A 25,452-nucleotide genomic window follows, 5' to 3' on the forward strand; every position below is an offset into this window, starting at 1 on the left:
CCATGAACATCTATAAAAAGTGGTTTTGGCTGTTCCTTCTCCCGGCCCTGGCCCTCTTTATTTTGGTGATCCTTCTGCCCTTTGTGATGGGGGTGTTTAATTCCTTTGCCGCCTGGCGGGGGATCTACTATTTTGATCCCCAAACAGGAACCCGGGCGGCTTCGGCTTTCGATTCCCTGGTGGGGCTGGCCAATTATAAGGCGGCTTTTCAGGACGAACGGTTTATCCGGGCCCTGGGTTATACGGTACGGTACACTTTGATGGCGGTGATCACGATCAATATCGCCGCCCTTTGCTTGGCCCTTCTTTTAAACAGGATTATCCATGGGGCGGGCCTCTTTCGGACCACCTTTTTTCTGCCGAATATGCTTGGGGGCCTTGCCCTGGGTTTTATTTGGCAGTTCATCTTTCAAATCATCTTTACCGACGTACTTTTTGGGCCCCAAGGGATCTTCCATATTGAATTTTTGCGCTACATGACCCAGGATTCAGTCAAAGCCCTTTTCGCCCTGGTTTTCCTTAACACCTGGCAGACCGCCGGATATATGATGATCATCTATATCGCGGGACTCAATAATATCCCCAGGGATTTTTATGAAGCCGCCAGTATAGACGGGGCCTCTTCATGGCTTACCTTTCGTAAGATCACCGTACCTATGCTGATGCCCTCCTTTACGGTGGTGTTTTTTATGACCCTGGCGGGGAGCTTTAAGCTCCTGGACCAAAACGTGGCCCTCACCGATGGGGAGTTTAACACCCGGATGTTAGCCATGCAGATCCTTAGGACCATCAAGGATACCACCCCGTCGGACTATGGGAAGGCCCAGGCTCAGGCGGTGATCTTTTTTATTATCGTAGCGGTCATAACCCTGACCCAGGTCAACATCACGAAAAAACGGGAACTGGAGATGTAGGATGAAACAAACCGATGCCATACCCCATTATCAGCATAATTATTTTCTCAAACGGCGGATAACCCAGGCCCTGATCTATGGGTTCCTTACCCTGTTTTCCCTGTACACCCTCGCCCCCCTGTGGTTTCTATTGATCAATTCCTTTAAAAGCCAGGCGGAGATTATCAACGCTCCCCTGGGTTTTCCCGGAAAATTTGATTTTAAATACCTAGCCAACGCGATCCGGGAGATCCACTTTTTTAAAGCCCTGGGGGTAACGGCGGTCCTTACGGTGGTTTCGGTGGGGTTAATCATCCTCATCTCCTCCATGGCCGCCTGGGTTTTGGTGCGGAACAAGACCAAAACTTCGGGCGGTATCTTTATGCTTTTTGTGGCGGCCATGTTGATCCCCTTTCAGGCAATCATGTACCCCCTGATCCAGTTTTTCGACACCCTGGGACTTAAAAACCTCGGAGGGCTTATCGTCATGTATGGAGGCTTCGGCCTGTCCATGTCGGTGTTTCTCTACCACGGTTTTGTTAAAGGGGTTCCCCTGGGTATTGAGGAAGCGGCCTTTATCGACGGCTGTAATGTATTTCAGATGTTTTTTTTCATCGTGATGCCGCTGCTCAAATCCATTACCGTAACGGTGATAGTCCTCAACTCCATGTGGATCTGGAACGATTATCTCCTGCCCTTCCTGGTGATCGGTAATTCGGATACCAAAACCCTGGTGTTGGAACTCTATTTTGCCCGGATCCTCGCGGGCCAGTTCGGTAATCCCTGGCAGCTCATCTTCCCCGCGGTTTTGGTATCGATCATACCCATTGTGATTGTGTTCCTCTTTCTCCAAAAATTTATCGTCAAAGGTATAAGCGAAGGGGCGATAAAAGCGTAATTCCGGCCACCCCCGGCAAAAGCCCGGGGATTCCCGGAATATTCCCCCTTGATATATTACCCAGGATGTGGTATTTATTAAAAGGAATCTCTCAAAACTTTAGTTTTGGGAGATTCCTTTATTCATGGAAAAAAACGCATTGCGTATGCAAATGCAAGGTCTATCCATAAAGCAACCGACTTTAGGGATAGACAACTAAATAGCGCCACTTTCAAAATCATGGTCCCCGAACACCGGATTTTGAAACAGCCTCAGATAATAAGAAATGACAAGAAATCTTACCGTAGGAAATCCGGCGCTGCTAATCTTTTCCTTTGCCGTCCCTTTATTGATAGGCAACCTTTTCCAGCAGTTTTACAATATGGCGGACACCTTCATCGTCGGTCGTACTATCGGTGTTTTTGCCTTGGCGGCGGTGGGTTGTACCGGAAGCATCAATTTCCTCATCCTGGGATTTATGATAGGTTTTACCCAGGGCGCGTCTATTATCACCTCCCAGCGTTTCGGCGGGGGGGATAGCCGGGGAATCCGCCGGAGTTTTGCGGCAAATTTACTTTTAGGCGCCGGGATAACCCTGGCCCTTATGGCGGTGAGTATCACCACGGCCCGTCCCCTGTTAAAGCTCCTCAATACCCCGGAGGAAATTTTTGATTCCGCCTATTCCTATATCATCGTCATATACTGGGGTATCCCCGCCGCGTTTTTGTTTAACCTGTTTTCTAATATAATGCGGGCGGTCGGAGACAGCCGTACCCCCCTGATATTCCTGGTGATCGCCTGTATCATCAATATAATTTTGGATTATGTGTTTATCTTGGCCTTTCATACCGGAGTAGAAGGGGCGGCCTATGCCACGGTAATTGCCCAATTATTATCGGGTGTTTTTTGCATTCCGGTGATCCGCAAAAAACTCCCCATCCTCAGGATAACCCGGGAGGACTGGAAGCTTGATCTTCGGGAACTGATGAAACATCTGCGGATGGCGGTTCCCATGGGGTTTCAGATGAGTATCATCGCTATCGGGGTGGTAACCGTCACCTTTGCCTTGAACATCCTGGGGACTACCGCTGTGGCGGCTTTTACCGCGGCCCAAAAAATAGACATGGTGGCCACCATGCCCCTAGGTTCCTTTGGGGCGGCCATGACCACCTACGCGGCCCAAAATTACGGGGCCCGAAAGATAGACCGGATTGAAAAAGGGGTACTCCAGTGCTCCCTGATGTCCTGCTCCTTTGGCATCCTTATGGGGATCCTCTTCTTTTTTATCGGGAACCATCTGGCGGCGATCTTTTTAGGCACCGACTTAGCAGCCATCGCCTTGGCCCATACCTATCTTAAAATAACCGGTTCCTTTTATTTCTTTTTAGCCTGTCTCTTTATCTTCCGTCAAACCCTACAAGGGCTGGGGGATAGTTTAATCCCTACCATCGCGGGGATCACGGAACTGCTCATGCGTACCTTCGCCGCAATAATCCTTTCCCGGTATTTTGGGTTTATCGGGATCTGTTTTGCCGGCCCCATGGCCTTTGTCGGGGCCTGTATTCCCCTCACCTCCGCCATTATTTTTACCCTAAAACGGCTCCTCCGTAAATCCGTTGCCGAAAAAAAGCAGCTTACCTATAACCGGTAGGATCTGATAATCTTTTATACTCTTTTCACCGCCCGGATAAGCATCACATCCCCCCAGCCATATTTTTTAGCCGCCCGGTCTGCCCAGCGTTTGACCGGCGGCGGGGCCGTACCAGCCGCGAGCCCTCCCCAGGTAATAACCCGCTCAACGCCAAACCCGGTTTGCAGGAGCAATTGGGAAAGGGTTTTAACCGAAAAGAGGTACAGATGGTCAAATATGGCGGAACGCCAGCGGCCTTTAAAGAACCGAGCCTGAAACCCGGCTATATTGGGGGTGGTAACCAAAAAAAGCCCTCCCGGGGAAAGGATCCGGTACACTTCTCCGACAAAGGCGGCGGGATCATTCAGGTGCTCGATCAGATGGGAAGCCAGGACCAGGGTAAATTCGTTTTCGGGGAAATTATTTTTTTCCAGGGGAAGCACCCTGACATCAAGGCCCCGTTTGGCCCGGGCATATTCCGCCTGGGGGGTACTGATCTCCACCCCCCGGACCTGCCAGCCCCGTCCTCGCAAGAGGGTGAGGAGGGAACCCGTGGCACACCCCACATCCAGCACCTTGGGGAACGGTTTCTTAGACAGGTTTAGGCTTTTTTCCCACTCGTAAAAACCGGCATCCTCCAGGGCCAGTTCTTGGAGGCGCAAAAAGGAAACTTCATTGGCCAATTCATAGGAAAGATAGGATTCGCCATAATCTTCCCGGTACCGGCTCATCACCGTTTGGTCCAGGGGTTGGGGATTTATTTGGACCAGGCCGCAGCCCCGGCAGGCGACATAGGAAAAACCTTCACAGGAAAGCCGGGGCCGGAATTGCCGGGAGCCGCATAAAACACAGGGGATAAACTGAGACTCCACGCCCCGTACCGGCGTGGACCAGGTTTTAATCGTCCTCATACCTGTCCTTATGTAAAAGTCTGGTAATACCCCGAGCCGCGGCGTCATTCCACCAGGAAACGATATACATTATTCCGGACATTTCCGGTGATATCCTGGGCGATGACGGTAAGGGTTGCCTGTCCCCGTATAAACTCCACCTCGCCGATCTCAAAGGCCTGTTCAGAGGAATAAACCTGCTGGACCGGTACCAAACTGTTGCGGTACACCATCAAAACCCCGTCCCGGATGGAAAAGGTTTCAAAGGTCAAAACCCCAATCTCGATCCCGTTAAGGGAACATACAATCCGGTAGGGTGCCAGGGGTATTTCATTGGGATTGATACGGGTATCCGATGCCGCCACCAAAACCGTATACCGTCCCTGGCGTATTGTCTTTGCCTGGGAAAGATCGATCCGGCTGTTTCGGTCAGTTTTCAGCAAAACCGATTGAATCTGGGGCGGCATGGTATCCTCAAGGGGGGCAATAATGGTGGAAGGATTAACCCAACGCCGTTCCCGACGATCAAAGAGGGAAAAATAAAATCCCCCCTGATTTGTCCATCCCGATTGACCCGCCGACGCGATAACCACATCCTTATCTATTATATCAGGAAGCGCAGGATTCGTCATATCCTCAAAGCGGCTGTATATACCGATGATCCCGTCCCCATGTTCCAGGGCTATCCAGGAACCCAGGGGAGAGGGCAGCACCGACGCAGTGTTGGACGGGGTGTGGTAAAAGATCAGTTCTCCCTTATCCGCGGCCCGGATAGGTCCCTCTGCCAGAAAAATATTACCCAAGGATGGCCGGCCTTCATCGTTCCATCCAAAATTACGGGTAATCCGGGCTTCCTGCGAGGGCCAGTCCATGGGGTAAAGATAGGTAATCCCCAAAACGGTAATACCTCCCAGGAACGCCAGAAAAAACATCCCGGGAATCCGCCGCTTTTTTATAAACCACCTCATTTTTTATCCAACTCAAAGGAAACCATGGTTGTCCCCCCCCCAATAAAAACCCGGGAATCTTGACGGCCAAGAAATACGGCTTGACTAATAAAGGGCGCTTCAATAATTTTAGTTTCCGGAAGCCGAATCACCACCAAATTTTTCCGGAATTCAGACTCCGAGGTAATAACAAAGAGAAGACCGTCATCACCACTACCGTCTATGGCATGAATATCCCCATCCAGGGGTAAAAAAAGACTCTTTCTGGTTTGAATAGTATAGACCCCCAGACCTCCGTTCCGCTCAAACACCACACGGTTGTCGTTATCAATAAAAGCGATATGTACTTCCCGTCTGAACCCCTGGGGTAAGAATTCATGGTAAATAACCTTATAGGAATCCCCAAACCGTCCTAACAGAAGAAAACGCTGGGGGTCTATGCCGGAAACCATTGCCAATTTTGAACCGTCCCGGGAGATCCGGCAACCCAGAATCACCGAATACCGGGAACCTCCCGGTTCAAAGGGGGGGAAAACCAAACGGCCGTTCCCGTCCAAAAGTTCCACCGTGCCGTCCAGGGAACCGGTTACGATAAGACCGGCGGCGGCATCCATATAGGTAAGAGGGGCGGCAAAATCATGGGTCCATTGTACGGTCCCGGATTCATCCACCAGAGAGAGGGAAGTCTGTTCATAGTTAATAATGAACACCCGGTTATCCAAAAATTTAGGATAACCCCGGCTGTTTTTTATGGTTACTATCCGGCTGTTTAGGGGATCCCGGACCTCAATGGATTCAGGCATGGCTTGATATTCCGCCCAGCGGTCTTTTGAGAGGGATACATATCCCCCCTTAATGCGGTTAAGGGCAAAATTGCCCTGGGAATCAACATAACCAAAACGCCCCCCCAGCTCAAAGGGGATAAGCGGGCCGGTATCTTCAAAATCAGGATAATCGGATTCAAGGGATCTTAGCCATTGGGATGTTAAGATAGTTTCTACCGGTATCGGCCGGCCGGCGATAAAAGCATAGAACATAAAAAGAAGGAAAACCGCGATAATCCAGTATTTTTGTTTTTTTTTAACCACCCAGGCCCCTTCCGTATGATTTATAAAGGGGTGTTTCAAATTCCAACATTTTGAAATACCCCTTTATATATAGTATAGCAGGAGATCCTGTGTCAATCCGCCTCGGCGTATTCCCGCCATTGGGCAGGAGAACTGGAAGGCGAGGTAGTTTATCAATACCCGCCATGCCGCGGTAGGCTTGGTTAATTGTTCCGATTATCGTTCTGTTTTATGTAATGACTTGACATATTCTGCGGTATAATACAATACTTTAACCAGTCTGAAGTTTGCCACAAAAGGAGCGGTAATGATTGATGACGATATATTAACCATAGAAGAGGTGGCCCGGTATTTACGAGTTTCGGAGCGGACCGTCTATGATTGGGCACAAAAAGGGGAAATTCCTTCAGGGAAAATAGGGACCGTATGGCGGTTTAAGAAAACGGAGATCGAACAATGGGTAAACGACCGTTTATCGGCCAATAAATTGAATCCCCAGTTTAATTCTATCCATATCGCCACGGTAATTTCTCCGGATCGGATCATTTTTCTTAATTATTCCACAAAAAAGGATGCCCTCCTGGCATTGGCGGATAATCTTGCCAATGCCCCCCAGGTAAAAAACCGGCAGGAATTAGCCCAAGAGATCCTAAAGCGGGAAGAACTGATGAGTACCGCCATGGGCAGGAGTATTGCCATACCCCACGTCCGGTTGTCTTCGGTAACCGATTTGGTTGTTTCCGTGGGGATAAGTCAGACCGATATTATTGATTTTCAAACCTTGGATGATGAGCCGGTCCGTCTGATCTTTATGATCGCCGCGGCTTATAACCAGCATGCCTATTATCTCCAGACCCTCTCTTTTTTTAGTGCCCGCTTGAAAAATCAGGAACTTAGAAATGCCCTGCTGGCGGCAAAAACTCCTGAAGAGGCCTATACCCTTTTGGCGGGGGAGTACAGGACTTAACGGAACCTGGGGAACTTAACCGCGGCTGTTTAAAGGCTGCTATTAGAGGAGTATTAACCACCCTATTCAAATCGTATACCCATCCACCGGGAGATTTCGCTTACATCTGCCCTGATGCGGCCCAGGGGAACCGGGGCGGTGGTTTCCGCCACCAGCCACTGGATCCCTTCATGGGTAAACCGGGCGCCGGTTCCGGGCAGATCGACCAGCCCCATGGCATGGTTATAGTCGGCGGAAACCATAATCGCCCCGGGGATATTGGCCTGTTCCAGAATAATAGCCCAGAGCATGGCCCGGCTGTCGCAGTCACCCCGGCCTTCGAAGGCGGCGCTCACCAGATTTACAAAATCACTGCCCAAAAGATCCCTCTCATAGGTAAAGGATTGTACCCATCCCAGGGCTTTTTCCGCGAGGACCATACCGGGGGATTCCTCTGCTGCCGGAGCCGCCGGATCTTTCCAGGCCGATACATTCCAGTATCGTTCCAGGACAAAGGCGGCATTGGCCAGTCGTTCAAAGGAATCCCGGTATATGGCCCGATAAAAACGGGTCCAGGCCTCCCGCCAAAGGGGGGATCGTCCGTAAAGCCTGAGAACGACAAATTCCCGGTCTACCAGGGCTTGGGCGCCTTGGGCATCAAATTCCCTGAGAGAGACCTCAAGGCCAAGTCCCGCAAGATTATCAGTGATCCGCTTACCCCGGGGATAGGTAAATTCCGTAATGGGCCCCGGGACATATCTATCCGCCTCTGAGGGCGCAATGGAATCCAGGGCTGATAAATGGAGGTACTCAAGCTCCCCTGCCCCGGCCGGGCCGTAAGCTAAGGCCAAAAGCAGGGGGGGTGTCTGGGCGCCTGCATTTTCCCCGCCGCCTTCCAGCTCAACACAGAGCCCCCAGCCCGCAAAAGCGGAACCTTCCTCTCCCGTCCGCTTATCCCTGGTCCCAAAGGCCAATTCCAGGAGAGCGGCTTTTTTATTTCGATATTCAAAGAAAACCACTTCTCCCTGGTTTCCCAGGCGTTCTTGAACATCCGCAGTCAGGGCTTCCACCGACGGGTAGGCGGCTCCGGCATAAACAGCCAGATCAAGGGAGGTCTTCCATGAGGAAAAAAAAGAAAACCGATCCTTCCCGTTTCCGTCTTGATATTCATATCCTTCAGGAACATCAATACGAAATCCCCAGGTAGGAGAATAAAGGGGGGCGGAAACCATAAAAACCGGGCTTATCCCTCCAAACAAGAGGAGGATAAAAAAAACACTCCGTAAACGGGATATAACCGGATAAATTATTTGTTTCATGTTACTATAATAATCGGTAGATGCCGCAGGACTTATCTCAACGAAAATGGAAAACCCAGGAGGTTTTTTGAAAAATATTTCCCTTTTATTTGAAAATGACGAATGTATTATCCTTAATAAGCCGGCCGGGCTTCCGGTACAGGGAGGGGAAAAGGTAGGAGCTTCTCTGGATAGGATCCTGGCCTCGGAACGATCTCCCCGGCCCCTTTTGGTACACCGTCTTGATAAGGATACCTCCGGGCTTATTCTGGTGGCAAAAAACCGGGAAGCCGCCGCCCGTTTTTCCGTCCTTTTTTCCTCCGGGGGGACGAACCGGGGTATCACCAAGTTATATCTCGCTATTTGCGCCGGGCAGCCGAATCCCCCCTCGGGGATCATCCGGGAGGAGCTTTCCGGCAAGCGGGGGATCCAAAAGGCGGTAACCTCCTATCGATTACTGGATGAAAACGGGGGATTTTCCCTCATGGAACTGAAACTGGGCACCGGTCGTACTCATCAGATCCGCCGCCACCTGTCCCGTTTGGGAAATCCCATCCTGGGGGATGATAAATACGGGAATTTCGCCCTAAATAAAGAACTCCGTAAAACCCTGGGACTCAAGTACCTCCTCCTCCATTCCGCCCGGCTCATCATCGATGCCTCCCTTTTAGGATATCCCCTGGATGTCAGCACCCCGCCGCCGGATTATTTTCAGATTTTTAACATAGGGGAAGGGCCGGGTTATGAACCGGTGCATCTGCCAAAAAGAAAGGAGAGTCTATAATGGCACAAATAACTATAGGGAAAACCGGAGTACGGGTGGAACAAAACGGCTTCGGCGCATTACCGATCCAGCGAATAACCGCCGATGAGGCGGTGTACCTCTTGAAGAAGGCCTATCACGGCGGTATAAATTTTTTTGATTCCGCCCGGGGCTATACCGACAGTGAGGAAAAGTTAGGGAAAGCCTTTACGGGTGAGTGGGAGCATATTTTTATTGCCACCAAGACCCCCGCCGGAAAAGCCGAACAATTTTGGGAGGATTTGGAAACCAGCCTTAGAATGTTAAAAACCGATCATATCGATCTATACCAGTTTCATAATCCCCCTTTCTGTCCAAAACCGGGAGATCCCAGTAAACTCTACGATGCCATGGTTCAGGCAAAAAAGCAGGGGAAAATCCGGTTTATCGGTATTACAAATCATCGTCTCCATATCGCCTGGGAAGCTATAGAATCAGGACTCTACGATACCCTCCAGTTTCCCCTGAGCTATCTGAGTTCTGAAAAAGACCTTGCCCTGGTTGCCGCCTGCAAGGAAAAGGGCATGGGCTTTATCGCCATGAAAGCCCTTTCAGGGGGACTTATCACCAATGCCGCGGCGGCCTATACATGGATGGCCCGTTTTAAAAATGTTATTCCTATCTGGGGTATTCAGCGGGAAGGGGAACTGGATGAATTTATTTCCTATATAAAAAATCCGCCGGTTTTAACCGAAGAGAGGATGTCCTTTATCGAAAGGGATCGAGCGGGCTTACAGGGCGCTTTCTGCCGGGGCTGCGGATACTGTATGCCCTGTCCTCAGGGAATCGTGATCAATATGTGCGCCCGGGCGTCGCTCTTACTCAGGCGTGCGCCTCTGGAGATGTTGATGTCGGAGCGGGGAAAGGCGATGATGAAAAAGGTGGAGGATTGTATTCACTGCGACCAATGCTCCGCCAAATGTCCCTATGGCCTGGATCCTCCCACCCTTTTACAAAAGAATTACCAGGATTATCAGGAGATCCTGGCGGGAAAACCGCTATAACCAGAAGCTTTTTCAGGATCAAGCGCCGGGACATCACCCTGAATCCGCAGGGGTTTCCCGCCGGATTTCTCCGATAAGCCAAAGATCCTTCCGTAATACCAGGCGTAATTCGTCCCGGTAGAAAACGCTTTGGGGGAGGGTTTTGAAATCCCCGGAAGCCGGTTCTGTTGCTTCCGGTGTTTCGGAGGATGCGCCGGGTAACCAGAGGGTATAGGATACCCGGAAGCTTACTTCACCGTCCCCCGGATCGGTATCCAGTTCCGTGAGATCCATACCGGTAATCCCCACCACGGTTTGATCCGTGGGAAGTCCCCCGGCATCCAGCCATTCCTGGGCGGATATTACGGGATTGTTCATTTCATAGGCCATCCGGACCCGGCTCATCACAAAGAGATTGCTTATCATGGCAATATCGTTTTTTCCCGCCTTGTTGGTAACGCAGGCCTCCATCAGGGTATGATCCAGGGTACCAAAGGCTCCGTAATAGGTTTCAACGACTTCCCGAGGATTCATCCCCCGGGTGTTGGGCATATTGGCCCGTCCCGAAAGGATACTCCTCACGGAAAGAACCAGAACAACTAACGCGATAAGGACCCCGGTGATGATGGCCGTATTCCTCACCAGGAAACGTTTGGTTTTTACCGTGAGGTCCTTCTTTTTTTGGAACTGTTCCAATTCTTGGTTGAGCTTCGCCTGCTCTTCCCGGGCAAGTTCCCGAATATAGGAAATACTTTCCCGGGAACCGGGGGGGCCTAAGATCTCCGCAAAGGATTCCAAACTGGGACGTTTTGTTCCTTTCTGGGAAAAATATTTGACCGGGGCCAGGGTCTCGTCCAAAAGCCGGGCCAGATTCTTGTCCAAGCCCGGGGCCAAAAGCCGGACAGGAACAAAAACCCCCTCCCGCATATCCTGGCGGACCACATCAATATCCGGATTTTGAAAAGCCCCGGTTCCGCAGAATATCCGGTACAACATGGTCGCCGCTGCGTAGGCCGCAGCTTCCCCTCCGGTAAGGTCCGGATGTACCCAGCTTGCCGCGCCGGCAAGCCAAGCGTCATCCCCCGCCGCCTCCAGAATCCGCCGGAGGATCCGTTCCGGCGGAAAAAGAATAGTTCCATCCCCGGAGGCGGCCACGAGGGTCCCCGCGGGCCAGGGGAATGGGGGGCTTTTCTGGTTCTCTAAAAGAAGCCGCCCCTTGATCCAAAACCGTACTGCGTCCAGGGCCGTTTCTTTTTTTGTCGTATCGCAAACTAATTTGTCCAGTCCTTCTCCGTCAAAATCAGGACCCCAGATGACCATGGTCCCTTCCCGCTCAATGACCCCCCCGGGTTTCCACGGCTCAACCGTCCCCCTGGGGGTTACGATATAACCCTGCTGGGTAATAAACTGGGCCATCTTCGCCTGGGCAAACGCCTGAACGTTAAGGCCCGTATCAAAACCTAAAACGCCGGTTCCTTCAACTTCAAGATGTATGATCCCAAGGTCCTTCACTATGATTCTCCTTGAAGTATTTGAAATAGCATGATCCGGTTAGCGCCAGCTCCTTTATCCGGGACTTACCTCCCCTGGGGTGAATAGAGGTATTTAAAATAATCCATGTCGGTGGAGAGGGTTTTTTCAAACTTCGGTATGGTAGTACGGTAGGATTCCACTGCCCGCCAGAATTCGAAGAAGTTTCGATCCTGGTTGTAGGCCTCCGCATAGATGCGGGAGGCCTCCGCGTCCGCCGCTCCCCGGATGGCCTCGGCCTTTTCATAGGCCGCGGAAAGGATGGATCGTCGTTCATTATCCATCCGTCCCTGCCAGCCCGCCTTTTTTCCCTCCCCTTCGGACCGGAAGGCCTGGGCGATCTGATTCCGCTCCTTGATCATCCGGGCATAAACACTCTGGGTAAGTTCGTCGGAATACCGGATCTGCCGGACCACCACGTCGATAAGTTCAATCCCGTATTCGGGAACCATCCGCCGGGACCGGGTCAGGATCTCTTCCGCCAACTGCCGGCGGCCCTTTTGGATGGGTTCGTAGGTGGTATCGGGCTGGATCGAATCGGTGATAAGCTCCGGATCGAGTTCCACCCCTATCCCCAGGGCATCCGCGGCTCCGCTCTGTTCCATGATGATGTTGGAGTTCCGCACCGTTTCCCGAAGGTAGTTTTCCGCCACCACGGTCCGCACTTCGGAGTCGATAATTTCCGCCAGCTTGGAATAGGCCGCCCCCACGGTGGAGATGGACTCGTAGAATTTTTTTGGATCCGATATCCGCCATCGGGCGGTAATATCCACCCAGATGTACTGTTTTTCCCGGGTAGGCATACTCTTTTGTTCCCCGTTCCAGGCCATGATCCGTTTGGGATACCGGACAACCTCATCAATAAAGGGCATTTTCAGATGAAACCCGGCGTCGATCACCACATCCACCAGTTTTCCCATTTGAACAATCACCGCCTGTTCACCTTCATCAATAACATAAAAGGGTCCCACCGCCAGGATGCCGATGATAATTACGATGATAACCACCATTACCATGATAAATTTTTTCATTACCGGCCTCCCGTACTTCCGCCGGAGGAATTGAGATTCTTTAACGAAAGAAAACTATCCAGATTCCGATCGATAAGGGTAGTACCCGTATCTTCCCTAAAGATCTCTTCAATCATTTCATAATAAAGCCGCTGCCGGGTAACCTCCGGCGCCCGGCGGTACTCGTTGTAGACCAAATTGAACCGTTCCACTTCGCCATTAGCCTGGTTGACCCGTTCCGTGGCATAACCCTGGGCTATCTGAATACGCCGGTCCGCCTCACCCTTGGCTTTAGGGATCTCCTCGTTATAGACTTGCTGGCCTTCGTTGATCAACCGGTTCATATCCTGGATCGCCTTATTCACATCGTCAAAGGCCTCCTGAACCCCCGCAGGGGGATCTATATTTTGGAGTTTTACCGCGATAACGTTAATCCCCAACCCGTAGTTGCGAAAAGTTTCATTCATAAAATTCGTCCCCTCTACCTCAATAAAGCTCCGTTCCGGTCCCATGATATCCATGATTGTCCGGTCCCCCACCAGCATATTGATAACCGAACGGGATACATCCTGGATGGTTTCGCTCCGTTCCATTACGTTAAATACCCAGGCCTTGGCATCCACAATACGGTACTGGATGATCCACTCCACCTCAATAATATTAAGATCCCCGGTAAGCATGGTGGATTCATTGGTCTGGTTCGTATAGGTAGAGGAAACCCCGCTGCTCAGGGTACGGAAGCCGAATTGTTCGGTCTGAACGTTTTTTACGTTCACCACATAGTGGCGATCTATGCCAAAGGGCAGCTTAAAGTGCAATCCCGGCCCATTAATAGTATAAAACCGGCCGAACCGGGTAACGACCGCTTCTTCCGTCTGATCCACAATATAAAAACTCGTCCCCAGAAGAATCACGAGTACAATCCCTATAACAACAAGGGTCATAGTTACCGGGGTAAGCCACTTCGATAAAACCGAAGGGGTAACGTTCTGCATAGAGAACCTCCTTTACGTTTGATTGATTCCGATAATTCTAAAATTAACCGGTATTTGAAACCGGTTTAACGCAAGCCAATCCCCATTGAAACCGGCTGAATACATTACTCCTTTCCAGGATTCCTGTCTTCCCATCAGCGGCTTCTATACCACGCCATGGCGGCATATCCCACAAAAGAATCGGGGAAACTCGAACCGTCTTTGTCCTGTATATCGGCGCTGGTACCGTAAGCGAGGAGCTTCCCCCGGCCTAATCCCCGGGCTTCGGCAAAACCCAGGGCGCCTAAGACCGCCCCGGAGGAACAGGCGGCCTTTTCCCTTTCTGCCCGTTCCAGTACCAGGCCGGGGTCTCCCGCCTCAACAGCCGCAAGAAACCGGGCGTCATTTACCTTTTTTACCCATTCCAGCGCCTTTTCCCCTACACCCTGGGGTATAAAACCGTAATTATATCCATAGTGGGTAAGATCCGTGGAAGCGACAAGAACGATTTTCCGCTTCAGGGCCAGCCCGGTTTGGGCGATCTGTTTTCCCGCCTCAAAGGAGGCCTTTTCTGCGGGGAGCCGCAGCCAGAGGAGCCGGGCCCGGGGCAGAAAATAAGCTGCCATGGGAAGCTGTATTTCCACGGTATTATCCTGATAAGCATCTCCGGAACCTCCCAACGCTTTTTTAAGAATTTCCCGGAATTCCCAGTCGATCTCTATAGTCCCCCAAGGGCTTATCACCCCGTCTTCTTCGGCAAAAAGAGGAGGCGCCCCGGCGGGGAGGTGCCCGCCGATGATCACCACCGTATCGGCATCCCGATCCAGGGTCGATATGGCCCGGGCCGCGATAGCCCCGGAATAAAACCACCCCGCATGGGGGGCCATAACCGCCAGGGCCGATCCTTCCCCTGCCGCTTCATAATCTTCGAGAAATTGCCTGATCTCCTGGGGGTTTTGGGGGTACCATCCCGGGGAGAGCTGTCTTTTTCTCAATATCATCGTTTATTACACCCTTTGAAAAAGCCCCAAAATATCTTATTTTATTCTAGCATAATATAAAAAAAACGTATATAATAGGTTCATGCGTCAGAAAGTATCGTCGAGTATAGCACTTATCTGTATAGCGGTATATGTTTTGGCTCTGGGAATTGCGGCGTATAAAATTATTACCGGTATTAACGAACGTCAAAGATTAGCGGAACGGGAATTTGCCGAATTGGTGGATATCTCTTCGGCGGCAGGGGTTTTGGGGTTTATGAACGAACCCTTTAGAGAGGCTATCCAGGATGCCCTCATGGATTCCCAGACCCTCCAGGCCGTGATCATTTCCGGTCCCCTGGGGGTGGATACCTTTGAACGGGAGCGGGGCCGGATCATTACCTGGGTGGGTGAGTCTCCCCGGTTTAAAACCGCCTTTGGCCTTTCGGCGGAACCTTTTTTTATGCCCCTCAGGCTGGAGGGTATCCGAAATACCACCATCAGCGCGGTCTCCAATTATATCGACCATGACGGTCTTATCGATATATTGAAATATACCCTTCTCGCGATTTTAGTAGCCCTGGCCATTGCTTTTTCCACCCTGATCATGGAATTTCTCCAAACAAAGACCGAGGTAGCCGCCAAATCTTCCCGGAAACACGAGGCCGGCCCGACATCGGAAGAAGATGAGGCCTTTGAGGAGGAAGCTGTTTTTCACGGGGAGGAGTTTGTTGCCGAAACAGAAGCAACCCCCAAAGCGGCGGCCGAGGAGGTTCCTCCGGAAGATCCCCGTGGTCTTTATTCGCCCCATGGCAATATAGGATGGGAGGACTATATCAAGGATCGGCTTTCGTCGGAACTCCACCGTTGCGCCGCCTCTGAACAGGATTTGGTTTTTGCTATTATCGAATTCAAAAATCCCGAGAAAATCAACGAGGAAGTATTTATTAAGCTTGCCGATGAAGCAGTGGAATATTTTATCCACCGGGACCTGATTTTTGAAAAAGGAAACCGGGGCATTTCGGTTATTATTCCCAATATAGACGTGGATCAGGGGCTGACGAAATCCGAAATTTTCCATAATCAGATTCTGCAGCGCCTGTCCCCGGCCTTCCAAAAAACAGATCTTTGCATTGGCCTTAGTTCCCGTTCGGGAAGGCTTATCGACGGGGAAAGACTCATTTTTGAGGCCGAAAAAGCCCTGGAAAAGGCCATGCAGGAGCCGGTATCTTCCGTGGTGGCCTTTAAAAGCGATCCGGAAAAATACCGGGCCTTTATTGCGTCACAAAATAAGAAACGTCCCTGAAAATACGGTTCATCGTCCACTCCGCCAGGGAGTACACATAGTTGGAACCGGATGACCGGGCGGAGCGGTTCCCCGATTCCAAAAGGGGACCGATCTTGATGACCCGGGTGGTATTATCCCCGATTTGCAGGGTAATTTGCCCTTCGGTAAAGACCGGAGCCGCGGAACTTATGGAAGAAATAAAATCCTCCCCCTCCGCTTCCATCACGGCACGGATATAGGATTCTACTTTACCCGTATCCAGCACCTCTCCGCCCCCCCCCTCTTGTATCCAGTTTGCTCCGTTCCGGCTGAGGGTAAAACCTGGGGTTGGGGAATTTTCATCCTCCGGATTGGGGGGAGGAATAAGGATAATCCGCTGAACCATGTCGGCCCCTACCGGGGCGGCTTCGTTTTCAGGAAAAAGCCGAAGATTGTACCAGGAAGAACGGGCGCCGGTAATATACGAAGCCAGTTTGTTTTCCCCGGAACGGACCTCGTCCTGGGTGTTTTTGCGGAGGTATACCTCCTTGCCCGAAGCATCCCCCTCGCCGATAAGCAAATCCAGCAGGGGATAGCTGGTACCCGGACCGCCCCGGACGATGATGCGGGATGCCTTCTCGGCGGCAAGGCCCAGTTTTTCATGGGAGGCGGCAGAAGACGCCCGGATGGGATAGGCGGTGTTGGTTGAAAGGATCCGGAAGAGGTCCTCTACCCGGGATTGTTTGGCGGGATATTCTTCCCCTTCAAAGGAAACAAACCATCCGCCGCTGTTCCGTATCAGGGTAACCCCCGTACTTCCCTGGTCATAGATCTCCACCCGGTCCGCCTGGTCCACCTGTTCGGGCTGGAGCCAAACATAGGATGCATCCCGGGAATTGACCCGTTCAGGATCAAAAACCACGGTAGCGGTATATACCAACCCAAGAACGCCGGTTAAAACCAAAAGAACTAATAATCGCTTTTTAAACTCCATCGGAAAGCTCCCTTCCTTTAGTTTTTGTCCGTCTTTTAAGATTTCGGACTATGCCCACGACCACGATCCCCAGGGGAATGACCCCCACATTAAGAATCTGGCTGAACCTCATGGCCTTGAGCCGTTTTTCAGGATCGATAATCCGGTCAAGCCGTCCTGCCGGGGGCTGCCGGTTTCTGATGCCAATAATATCATCATCATTCCCCAGCCAATCCGCGGTTTTGAGCATAAAATCAAGGTTCTGAAACCCCTGTCCCTGGGTCATCTGAATGAGGGTAGTGGCCAGATCGCTATCACCAATGACCACTATCCGGGATTCCTTGGCTTCCACAGGAAGATCCGGTAATTCCTCCTCGGAACCTTCCCGGATTGGTTTGGGCTTATCCCTAAACCAGCCGGGAAATTTTCCCGAAAGGGCCACGGCGAGGACTTTACTTCCCCGGGTAGCTTCTTCTTCCATTTCGAAGAGGTAACTGGTCTCGGGATTTGCCGAAAAGTCCTTGGTCATGAGCCACGCATCGGGGGTGGTGGAAAAGAGGATCTCCCCCTCCACCGATTCGGGGGGAGTTAAGTTTATGGGACTTGCCCAAAAAAGGTCCATCCCTCCGAAACCCACGGTAAGGGGATGTTTCGGATTGCCGTTTTCCGCCAATACCCCTATCCAATGGGGATAACGGATTATCCTAAATTGTATGGAACCGCTGGGAGTCGCGGTCTGGTATTGGAGGGTCAGGGCGGAACGATCCAACACCATTTCGGGCTGTACCGCGGCGCCATAGGATGCAACCATGGCAAGCAAGCCGCCGTCATTTTTTATCCGGGATTCCAGGGTATTTTTGGCATCCACAAAGACCCCTTCCAGGGCGAAAAGAACCTTTCCCCCATTCTGAATATACCGGTCTATACGGTAGAGGGCCCATTCGTCCAGTTCCTCCACCCCCCCCAATACCAAAAGGACCGGCAGGACATCGCTTATTTCTTCTCCGGGGCTTAACACCCTGACCCGATACCCTGATTGGGTAAAAACCTGATCCAGGTATCCGTAATCCGATGTCCACTGTTTATCCGCGTCCCCGACTAAAACCCCCACTTCCCGTTCGGATTCCCGCAGCATGGAACGGATCCGGGAACTTATATCGTACTCCAGGGTATCCAGAGAAAATACCCAGGGCAACACCGCAACTTGGTCAAGATATTCGATCACAATTCCCGTATATACCGTGGAGAAAGTAGCCTCGTCCCGTTCAACGCTTTGGATCTGCCGGGGCTGGATCCCCATTTGCTCCACCGCCTGAACCATCTCTGTTTTTGAGGGGTCCCGCCGGGTAAAGCGGATCTTACCCCGGGAGTAGGCCGCGTATTCCCGGAGCAGATCCTCAATTTCCCCGGGGATGGGATGAATAGCGGAGAGTTTTTCCGACACATAATAGGTGATCCGTATCTGGTCGGGAATCTCACCGGAAAGATTCCGGGAAACCTGGGAAATGGTATAGGCCTTGTTTTTGGTCAAATCCAACCGGAACCAGAGCCGCTGACTTAACAATAAACCCAGGATAAGGGCGATGACGGATATAACCGTTAAAATCCAGCTTTGTCTTTTGGTCATCCCTTACCTCCATTTCCTGAAAAGCAGTACCCGGGTATTAAAAAACAAAAACAACACCGTGGTAATAATAAAAAATGCCAAATCCCGGGTATCGATAAGTCCCTTGGAAAAACTTTCAAAATGAAAGGACAGGGAAATAAAATTAATGCCTTCGCTAAGCCACAGGGGAAGGTTAAAGGTCATGGTGAATTGACTGGCCAGCATCACCAAGAGGAGTACCACCGCACTTCCCAGAAAGGCGCCGGCCTGATTTTTCGACAGGCAAGAGAGGAAAAGCCCCAGGGCAGTGGCGGATGAACCCAGGAGAAGGGCTCCGGCGTATTCCCCCAGAATGACCCCGGCATCAAAAAAACCAAGTGGTAAAAGGCTTACGGGTACCGGTATGGTAAGGACAATGATCACCGTTAACACGGCAAAGGATGAAAAGAATTTCCCCAGGACCAGATCCCATTCGGAAAAAGGCATGGTCAGGAGGATTTCAACACTCCCCAGTTTCCGTTCCTCTGCCCAGCTTTTCATGGTGATCACCGGGATCACCATGATGAATGCCAGGGGGAAGGCCGAAAAAAAAGGCCGCAAGGTAGCGGTATTTAACGAGAAAAAACGCTGAAAATAAAAAAACCACAGGGTAGTAAAAAGGAGAAAAAATACCCCGACTCCATAAAAAGCCGGAGAAATGCTGTAAGAATAGAGTTCTTTCCTCGCCAATGCAAGGGCTTTACGCGGCAAATACTTCATGGCCGGGACTCCTCTTCGCTGGTTAATTTTACAAAAATATCTTCCAGGCTGAGCCGCTTCCGGTCCATCCTGAGAATTTTGAAACCCCGGGAAACCGCCCAGTCAAAGATCCGCTCCCCATCGGCCCATTCGGTAGCCGACCCCCGGATTGGCAGGAAAAAACTTACCTTCACCGTACCGTCGGGACCATCACTGATACTGCCCGGCCGGACATCCCCTTCGGGAAGGCCAAGCCCATCCCGTAAACCCGCGATATCCGTCCCTTTCAGGATCAATTCCCAGGTATCCCCCCCCTTCATAGTGCCGGCAATTTCTTCGGGTTTACCCTGGGCGGCGATCCTGCCCTCGTTGAGGATGAGTACCTGAGAACAAACCGCTTCGACTTCCTGCAAAATATGGGTAGAGAGGATAACGGTTTTCCGTTTGCCCAGTTCCGTGATGAGGCCGCGGATCTCGATGATCTGGTTCGGGTCCAAACCGGAAGTAGGTTCATCCAGGATGAGAATGGGCGGATCATGGATGATTGCCTGGGCAAGCCCCACCCGCTGTTTATACCCCTTGGAAAGATCTTCAATCTTTTTGCCCGCCACCTGCTTGAGCCCACAGGCTTCCAGAGCGGATTGGATCTTCCCTTTTTGCTCCTGCCGGGGGATAAGCCGGGCCTGGGCAATAAAGGTGAGGTATTCCAGGGGGGTTAAATCCCCATAAAGGGGGACGCTTTCGGGAAGGTATCCGATGCGGCTTTTTACCTCCACCGGATCATCCTGAACGGAAATACCATCCACCAAGGCCGTCCCCTCCGACGGAAAATGATAGCCGGTCAGGATCTTCATGATGGTGGTTTTTCCCGCCCCATTAGGCCCGAGAAAGCCCAGGACCTGATCCTTACCTACGGAAAAGGACACATCCTTTACCGCTTCTACCGATCCGTATCGTTTTGTAAGGCTATTTACTTCTATCATATCGAGTTATATATAAAAAAAACAAAAAAAAATCAACACACCCCTGCGGTAACGGCTAAACTCGACTTAAAAATTTATGGGGTCTTCGCTTTAATCCACATACTCCAGGGGAAAAACCGACCGATCCCGGGAGAGGACCGTATTGGGAAAAATATCCCGGGCTTCCTGCAGTAGCGTCTTAAGGTTGTATTCATTGTACCGGGGGCTGTAATGGATCAGGGCGAGCTTTTTTACCCCCGCGGCAGCGGCGATTTGGGCGGCCTGTTCCGCGGTCATGTGTTTTTTTTCCCGGGCGCTTTCTTCCAGCTCTTTTTCAAACATTCCCTCGCAGACAAAAAAATCCGAACCCGCCACCTCGGCGGCAATCTCAGGAAAAGCCAGGGTATCGGTCACAAAGGAAAATTTTCTTCCTGAACGGGATTCCCCCAGTACCTGATCAGGGAATACCTCGGAGCCGTCCGCGGCCCGGACAGACTCCCCGGCCTGAAGCCTGGACCAAAGGGGACCCCGGGGAACCCCCAATGCCATGGCTTTTTCGGGGTGGAATTCCCCGGGGCGGCGGTTTTCTTCAAATACATAACCCATACAGGGTTTGGTATGCCTCAAAAGAAAAGCCCGTACCTGAAAGTCCTCCCCGGTATATACTATTCCGGGAGAATTTATTTCCTTAACCACGATTTCATAGTTGATATACATATCCAGGGTACGGCGATTGGTTTCAATATATTCGGCGATTCCCCGGGGACCGATGATGTATAGGGGATCGTCCCGGTCCACTTGGGAGGAAAGCATCAGGATTCCCGGAATACCCGTCACATGATCCGCGTGGAGGTGGCTTACAAAGATAACGGAAATTTTCTTCCACCGGAGGTTTAACCGGCGCAGGGAAACCTGGGTCCCCTCCCCTCCATCAAAGAGGAAAAGCTCCCCTTCCCGCCGGAGTAGGACCGAAGTTAAGTGCCGGTTGGGCAGGGGCATCATGCCCCCGCAGCCGAGGATAAAGGCTTCCAGGTTCATCGTTTTTTTATACTCCGTAAAAATTTCCGCAGGGACTCAGCAACGGTAAAAAGGCTTTTCCTTGCCCCTCGGTAAGTATAATCCCAGCTTCCACTCCGGTGGATAATCCGGCCCCCAAAACCGGTCTTAAACCGGTATAGTCCCGCCATGGGATGGGTGGGGTCCTCCCGGGGAGGGATGCCGTAAAGGTCATATTCCATACAGCCGGCGGCCCGGGCATCCTGCATAGCCCGCCATTGCAGGGCGTAGGGAGCCATAAGATTCCGCTTTTGATTGGAAGAGGCTCCATAGAGGTAGACCGCCTCAGGGCCCCGGAAGAGCACGATGCTACCGGCGATGGGGACCCCTTCGTGGGAGGCCAGATAAAGACGGAACTCCTGGGCGGATTTTTCCCGGGAACAGACAAAAAGGGTCTTATAGTATTCCGGACCGTGGATGGCGATACCGTCCCGTTTTGCCGTTTCCCGGTAGAGGGCATAAAAAACATCCAGATCCTGCTCGTCCCGGCGATCCACCACGACCCCCTTCTTTGCCGCAAGGCCGATGTTGTAACGCCACTTGGGTTTCATTCCCCCCAGGAGCTCTTCTTCGGAAGCCGCAAGGCCCATAATCACCGTATCCGGCGGCTGGACATCCATTCCCGCCCGGGAAAAGGGGGGATCTATCCGGGGAGGAGCGGTTTCGGCCCCTTCGGTATACCAGGGGGGATCAAAGCGGATAAAAGCCGTATTTCCGGGCAAGAGGGACCGTAAAGCCTGGGCTAGCTCCTTGAGGGCGCCGTTTCGGGCCCCGTCATCGGTAGGAAAGGCCGGGGGCAGTTCCGGCCCCCAGGGAACATAAGCGAAGGAAAGAGCCGGCGCCAGGGGCCGCCAGAGGATCAGGAGGGACAGAGCTTCCGCCCCGGCCCAATCCGCCAGAAAAGCCCGGGCCGTCCAACCGAACCGGGCCTTGAAGTCCCCCCAAAAGTCTGACTGGAGGAAAGAGCCTGCTTTCCCACAGCAGGATAGCTCGGCGGGAATGATACCGCGAAGATATCGCATGGGGACAGAGCTCAACTTGGAGGAGGCTGCATGGGGACAGAGCTCGACTTGGGAACTCAGATTGGGGATAGATTGTCCATTGGCAATCATTAATGCACCTCGCCGGCGCCGATTACCTTAGTATGGATGGGATTTCCCTGAAGGGTGAGAGCTCTGTCCCCAACGGTTACTTCATGGCTTACTACCTTGATAGGAATGGAGAAAAAGATATCGATATCTATCTCGGCAGGAGGTGTTCCGACGGGCAGACCTTGGATCTGTACCTGGGTACCGGTAGGGGTATCCCCCGCGTCGAGGACCTCCACCCGTTCATTACCCTCGGCATCCTTATCGGAAGCTGCCAGGAGCATACCCCGGCTTTCCACTCCCCGGAGTTTTGCGGTTTTCAGGTTATAGGCGAGGATGATATGTTTACCCAAAAGCTCCTCTTCTTTATAAAAGGGGACAAGACCGGAGACGATAATCCGTTCCTCTCCGGCGATTTCCAAGGTTTCGATGTAAAGCTTGTCCGCCTTGGGATGCCGTTCGATTTTTACGATCCGGGCAACCCTGAGGTCCAGGGTTTGGATAAAACGATCCGGGGCCGGGAGGGTCTTTTCCGGGGGCGTATTCCCTGACACCGCCGGGGTATCTTCTGGTTTAGCGGCTTCCCGATCCATCCTATCCTTCTGACTGCCGGAATACCGTTCCCGCAGGTCCCGTACCAGGTCATCCTCTAAGCGGGGGAAAAGGACCTCACTTTTTTCAACCCTCAATAGTCCACCCTCCTGACCGATATCCTTCCAGGAAAGAATTTTTTCCTGGGCAGAACCCTGAGGCCCAATGGCAAGACCAAAAAAGGATGCGATCTTCTCGGCGGCGGTGGGAATATAGGGATGGATCATCACCGCAATATCCCGAACCACATGGCAAAGATCCCGGATGAGGACCGCCGCGGCCGGAGGATCCTCCGTCCGTTTCTTCCAGGGTTCACCATCCTGGAAGGTTTTATTAGCAAATGAGGATAATTCAAAGACGGTCCTGAAGGCATCCCGGAGTTCCGCCCGCTCCAGCTTTGCAGTAATATCGGCCTCGAAATTCCGCACCCGTTCCCAAAATGCCGGATTTCCGGGTTCACTGGGGATCATCCCGTCATAATACCGGGTTACAAAGGAAAGGGTACGGTTCACCAGGTTCCCCAGATTACCGATCAACTCGCCGTTTACCTTCTCCTGAAAATCCTTCCAGGTAAAAAGGGCATCTGCCTTCTCCGGACGGTTATAAAATATATAAAAACGCCAAATATCCGTACCTATACCGGTATCCATGACATCGGTACCAAAAACCCCCATTCCCTTGGATTTGGAAAATTTCCCCCCTTCGTAGTTCAGATATTCGGTACTGGACATGTGGTGCAGCATGGTCCAATTTTCCCCGGTTCCCAGAAGGCTTGAGGGAAAAATAACGGTATGGAAGGGAATATTGTCCTTACCAATGAACTGAAAGAGTTCCACCTGCCCGGGATTTTTCCACCAATCATCAACAAAACAACGCCAGTCCCCGGTGGTCTCCGCCCCGTAATTTCCGGTGATGGAAATATATCCGATACAGGCATCGAACCAAACATAAAAAACCTTATTTTCATACCCCACTTTGGGAACCGGGATGCCCCATTTCAGATCCCGGGTGATGGCCCGTTCCCGAAGGCCGTTACGGATCCAGGAATGGGTCATCTGCAAAGCGTTATTTGCCCAAAAGCCCTTGACCGAAGCATCCTTAAGCCATTCCTCAAGGCGATCCTTTAGCTGTGGGAGATCAATATAGAGATGTTTGGTTGATTTGAGTACCGGCTCAGAACCGCAGCTTGAACACCGGGGGGCCTTCAATTCCGTGGGGTCCAGAAGCTTACCGCAAACCTCGCACTGATCCCCCCGGGCATCCGGGGATCCGCAGTAGGGACAGATACCTCGGACATAACGATCCGCTAAAAACCTATCACAGTGGGCACAGTGAAGCTGCTCTATGGTACGCTCCACAATGAACCCATGGGCATCCAACTTTTTGAAGATATCCTGCACAATTTCGGTCTGAATCGGCGTTGTGGTCCGGCCGAATTTATCAAAGTTGATATTGAACCAACGATAAATGTCCGCATGGATAGCATAATAACGGTCACATAATTCCTGGGGGCTCACCCCTTCTTCGGCGGCCCTGGTTTCCGTGGCGGTACCGTATTCGTCGGTTCCACATATATAAAGAGTATCGTAGCCCCTGAGTCGGCAAAACCGGGCAAAGGCATCGGCAGACAGAACCTGGATAAGGTTCCCTAGATGGGGTACATTGTTTACATAGGGTAACGCAGAGGTTATTAATCTTCGTTTCATATTAGATCACTATAAAAAGGCGATACCGCTTAGTCAAGGTAAGGAAAAGGACCGGGCTTAGCTTTCTCCCGGAGCATTTCTGTGTAATACCGGGGTTCGATCCGGTCTTTTTTGATGCCGATTTTGTGGAGCAGCTCCAAAAGACGGAACCTGGCGGCTGTTACGGCTTCATTCGTATCATTATCGGTGATGATTTCCAGCTCTACAAACCAGCCGAGGCCTTCTACCTCGGTTAGCTCCGTGGTAATGCCCTCGCAGATCCAGGCCCAGCCCCGTTTGTTTTTTTCTATACCCTTCTCAAGCCCCAGCCGGCGGAGTAACTCTTCAAAAGCAGTGTCATCGGATACTGAAAATTCCCGCTCATCGTTTATTTCTATACCCTCCCGGATCTCCTTGACCTTATAGGTTACCCACAAAGCGTGAGAAACCCTTCCGTCAGGATCGGTTTTGGTTTCCCGGCGGATCCGTACCCCTGATAGGGGGACAGAGCTGCCGGTCCCGGTAATAAACCAATAGGAATCCGCTTTCTCAAAGGATGTTTCAAGTCCGGCAAAGGAAAAAAGTCGGGCCCGTAAACCATCCGGATCATCCACCCAGGCTTTTAATTCTATTTCGATGGACATATATACTCCCTTAGC

The 25,452-nt window shown here is 51.7% G+C and carries 23 protein-coding genes; 7 read left to right on the plus strand and 16 right to left on the minus strand.

Features of this window, described 5'->3' with window-relative positions:
• Window positions 1-2: 2 nt before the first annotated feature.
• The 3 genes from LQZ21_RS01680 (at window position 3) to LQZ21_RS01690 (ending at window position 3,421) form a co-directional block, all read left to right on the plus strand.
• Window positions 3-914, plus strand: coding sequence for a carbohydrate ABC transporter permease (locus LQZ21_RS01680; RefSeq protein WP_411042406.1), 912 nt, complete (start codon window positions 3-5; stop codon window positions 912-914).
• 1 nt (window position 915) lies between these two features.
• Window positions 916-1,791: a carbohydrate ABC transporter permease gene (locus LQZ21_RS01685; RefSeq protein ID WP_411042407.1), complete on the plus strand. Its 876-nt coding sequence runs from the start codon at window positions 916-918 to the stop codon at window positions 1,789-1,791.
• 265 nt (window positions 1,792-2,056) lie between these two features.
• Entirely contained in the window at window positions 2,057-3,421 is a 1,365-nt protein-coding gene (locus LQZ21_RS01690; RefSeq protein ID WP_411042408.1) for an MATE family efflux transporter, read from the plus strand.
• A gap of 14 nt (window positions 3,422-3,435) precedes the next feature.
• Here the strand turns inward: LQZ21_RS01690 and LQZ21_RS01695 are convergent, their stop codons facing one another.
• Genes LQZ21_RS01695 through LQZ21_RS01705 form a run of 3 tightly spaced genes read right to left on the minus strand, consistent with a single transcriptional unit; the run spans window position 3,436 to window position 6,325 of the window.
• Window positions 3,436-4,311 carry a class I SAM-dependent methyltransferase gene (locus LQZ21_RS01695; RefSeq protein ID WP_411042409.1) on the minus strand — a complete coding sequence of 292 codons (876 nt, stop codon included), beginning with the start codon at window positions 4,309-4,311 and terminating at the stop codon, window positions 3,436-3,438.
• 44 nt (window positions 4,312-4,355) lie between these two features.
• A complete protein-coding gene (locus LQZ21_RS01700) occupies window positions 4,356-5,258 on the minus strand; it encodes a hypothetical protein (RefSeq protein WP_411042410.1) in 903 nt (300 codons plus the stop codon).
• Window positions 5,255-6,325 carry a PQQ-binding-like beta-propeller repeat protein gene (locus tag LQZ21_RS01705; RefSeq protein ID WP_411042411.1) on the minus strand — a complete coding sequence of 357 codons (1,071 nt, stop codon included), beginning with the start codon at window positions 6,323-6,325 and terminating at the stop codon, window positions 5,255-5,257. The genes LQZ21_RS01700 and LQZ21_RS01705 overlap by 4 nt, the downstream gene beginning before the upstream one ends.
• A 286-nt stretch (window positions 6,326-6,611) precedes the next feature.
• On the opposite strand from LQZ21_RS01705, the gene LQZ21_RS01710 reads away from it, so the two are divergent.
• Entirely contained in the window at window positions 6,612-7,271 is a 660-nt protein-coding gene (locus tag LQZ21_RS01710) for a PTS sugar transporter subunit IIA (protein ID WP_411042412.1), read from the plus strand.
• A 62-nt stretch (window positions 7,272-7,333) separates the two neighbouring features.
• Here LQZ21_RS01710 and LQZ21_RS01715 read toward each other — a convergent pair whose 3' ends face one another.
• Window positions 7,334-8,569, minus strand: coding sequence for a hypothetical protein (locus LQZ21_RS01715; protein WP_411042413.1), 1,236 nt, complete (start codon window positions 8,567-8,569; stop codon window positions 7,334-7,336).
• Between the two features lie 67 nt (window positions 8,570-8,636).
• On the opposite strand from LQZ21_RS01715, the gene LQZ21_RS01720 reads away from it, so the two are divergent.
• The gene (locus LQZ21_RS01720) at window positions 8,637-9,332 is read left to right on the plus strand and encodes an RluA family pseudouridine synthase (RefSeq protein ID WP_411042414.1); all 696 of its coding nucleotides are present in this window, start codon (window positions 8,637-8,639) and stop codon (window positions 9,330-9,332) included.
• Window positions 9,332-10,354, plus strand: coding sequence for an aldo/keto reductase (locus LQZ21_RS01725; RefSeq protein WP_411042415.1), 1,023 nt, complete (start codon window positions 9,332-9,334; stop codon window positions 10,352-10,354). The genes LQZ21_RS01720 and LQZ21_RS01725 overlap by 1 nt, the downstream gene beginning before the upstream one ends.
• A 33-nt stretch (window positions 10,355-10,387) precedes the next feature.
• Here LQZ21_RS01725 and LQZ21_RS01730 read toward each other — a convergent pair whose 3' ends face one another.
• The 4 genes from LQZ21_RS01730 to amrB all read right to left on the minus strand — a co-directional run bounded on the left by LQZ21_RS01730 (window position 10,388) and on the right by amrB (window position 14,848).
• Window positions 10,388-11,845 carry a hypothetical protein gene (locus tag LQZ21_RS01730; protein WP_411042416.1) on the minus strand — a complete coding sequence of 486 codons (1,458 nt, stop codon included), beginning with the start codon at window positions 11,843-11,845 and terminating at the stop codon, window positions 10,388-10,390.
• A 65-nt stretch (window positions 11,846-11,910) separates the two neighbouring features.
• Window positions 11,911-12,894, minus strand: a complete 984-nt coding sequence (gene hflC / locus LQZ21_RS01735; RefSeq protein ID WP_411042417.1) for a protease modulator HflC — start codon at window positions 12,892-12,894, stop codon at window positions 11,911-11,913.
• The gene (gene hflK, locus LQZ21_RS01740) at window positions 12,894-13,868 is read right to left on the minus strand and encodes an FtsH protease activity modulator HflK (RefSeq protein WP_411042418.1); all 975 of its coding nucleotides are present in this window, start codon (window positions 13,866-13,868) and stop codon (window positions 12,894-12,896) included. Before hflK ends, hflC begins: the two co-directional genes overlap by 1 nt.
• Window positions 13,869-14,002: 134 nt before the next feature.
• Window positions 14,003-14,848: an AmmeMemoRadiSam system protein B gene (amrB, locus tag LQZ21_RS01745; RefSeq protein ID WP_411042419.1), complete on the minus strand. Its 846-nt coding sequence runs from the start codon at window positions 14,846-14,848 to the stop codon at window positions 14,003-14,005.
• 82 nt (window positions 14,849-14,930) lie between these two features.
• On the opposite strand from amrB, the gene LQZ21_RS01750 reads away from it, so the two are divergent.
• Window positions 14,931-16,133, plus strand: a complete 1,203-nt coding sequence (locus LQZ21_RS01750; protein ID WP_411042420.1) for a hypothetical protein — start codon at window positions 14,931-14,933, stop codon at window positions 16,131-16,133.
• Here LQZ21_RS01750 and LQZ21_RS01755 read toward each other — a convergent pair.
• The 8 genes from LQZ21_RS01755 to cyaB all read right to left on the minus strand — a co-directional run bounded on the left by LQZ21_RS01755 (window position 16,102) and on the right by cyaB (window position 25,437).
• Window positions 16,102-17,088, minus strand: a complete 987-nt coding sequence (locus LQZ21_RS01755; RefSeq protein ID WP_411042421.1) for a DUF4340 domain-containing protein — start codon at window positions 17,086-17,088, stop codon at window positions 16,102-16,104. The two genes, LQZ21_RS01750 and LQZ21_RS01755, sit on opposite strands and share 32 nt — an antisense overlap.
• Complete coding sequence (locus LQZ21_RS01760) at window positions 17,078-18,694, minus strand: GldG family protein (protein WP_411042422.1); 1,617 nt, start codon at window positions 18,692-18,694, stop codon at window positions 17,078-17,080. Before LQZ21_RS01760 ends, LQZ21_RS01755 begins: the two co-directional genes overlap by 11 nt.
• 3 nt (window positions 18,695-18,697) lie before the next feature.
• Window positions 18,698-19,432 carry an ABC transporter permease gene (locus tag LQZ21_RS01765; protein WP_411042423.1) on the minus strand — a complete coding sequence of 245 codons (735 nt, stop codon included), beginning with the start codon at window positions 19,430-19,432 and terminating at the stop codon, window positions 18,698-18,700.
• Entirely contained in the window at window positions 19,429-20,394 is a 966-nt protein-coding gene (locus LQZ21_RS01770) for an ABC transporter ATP-binding protein (protein ID WP_411042424.1), read from the minus strand. The genes LQZ21_RS01765 and LQZ21_RS01770 overlap by 4 nt, the downstream gene beginning before the upstream one ends.
• A 90-nt stretch (window positions 20,395-20,484) precedes the next feature.
• Window positions 20,485-21,411, minus strand: a complete 927-nt coding sequence (locus tag LQZ21_RS01775) for a ribonuclease Z (RefSeq protein ID WP_411042425.1) — start codon at window positions 21,409-21,411, stop codon at window positions 20,485-20,487.
• A complete protein-coding gene (locus LQZ21_RS01780; RefSeq protein ID WP_411042426.1) occupies window positions 21,408-22,451 on the minus strand; it encodes a lipid II:glycine glycyltransferase FemX in 1,044 nt (347 codons plus the stop codon). The genes LQZ21_RS01775 and LQZ21_RS01780 overlap by 4 nt, the downstream gene beginning before the upstream one ends.
• An 89-nt stretch (window positions 22,452-22,540) precedes the next feature.
• Entirely contained in the window at window positions 22,541-24,814 is a 2,274-nt protein-coding gene (gene metG, locus LQZ21_RS01785) for a methionine--tRNA ligase (protein ID WP_411042427.1), read from the minus strand.
• A 29-nt stretch (window positions 24,815-24,843) separates the two neighbouring features.
• Window positions 24,844-25,437: a class IV adenylate cyclase gene (cyaB, locus tag LQZ21_RS01790; protein WP_411042428.1), complete on the minus strand. Its 594-nt coding sequence runs from the start codon at window positions 25,435-25,437 to the stop codon at window positions 24,844-24,846.
• Between the last annotated feature and the right edge of the window lie 15 nt (window positions 25,438-25,452).

It is taken from the genome of Treponema sp. TIM-1 (genome assembly GCF_046533115.1).
Taxonomy (GTDB): Bacteria; Spirochaetota; Spirochaetia; order Treponematales; family Breznakiellaceae; genus JAIRMO01.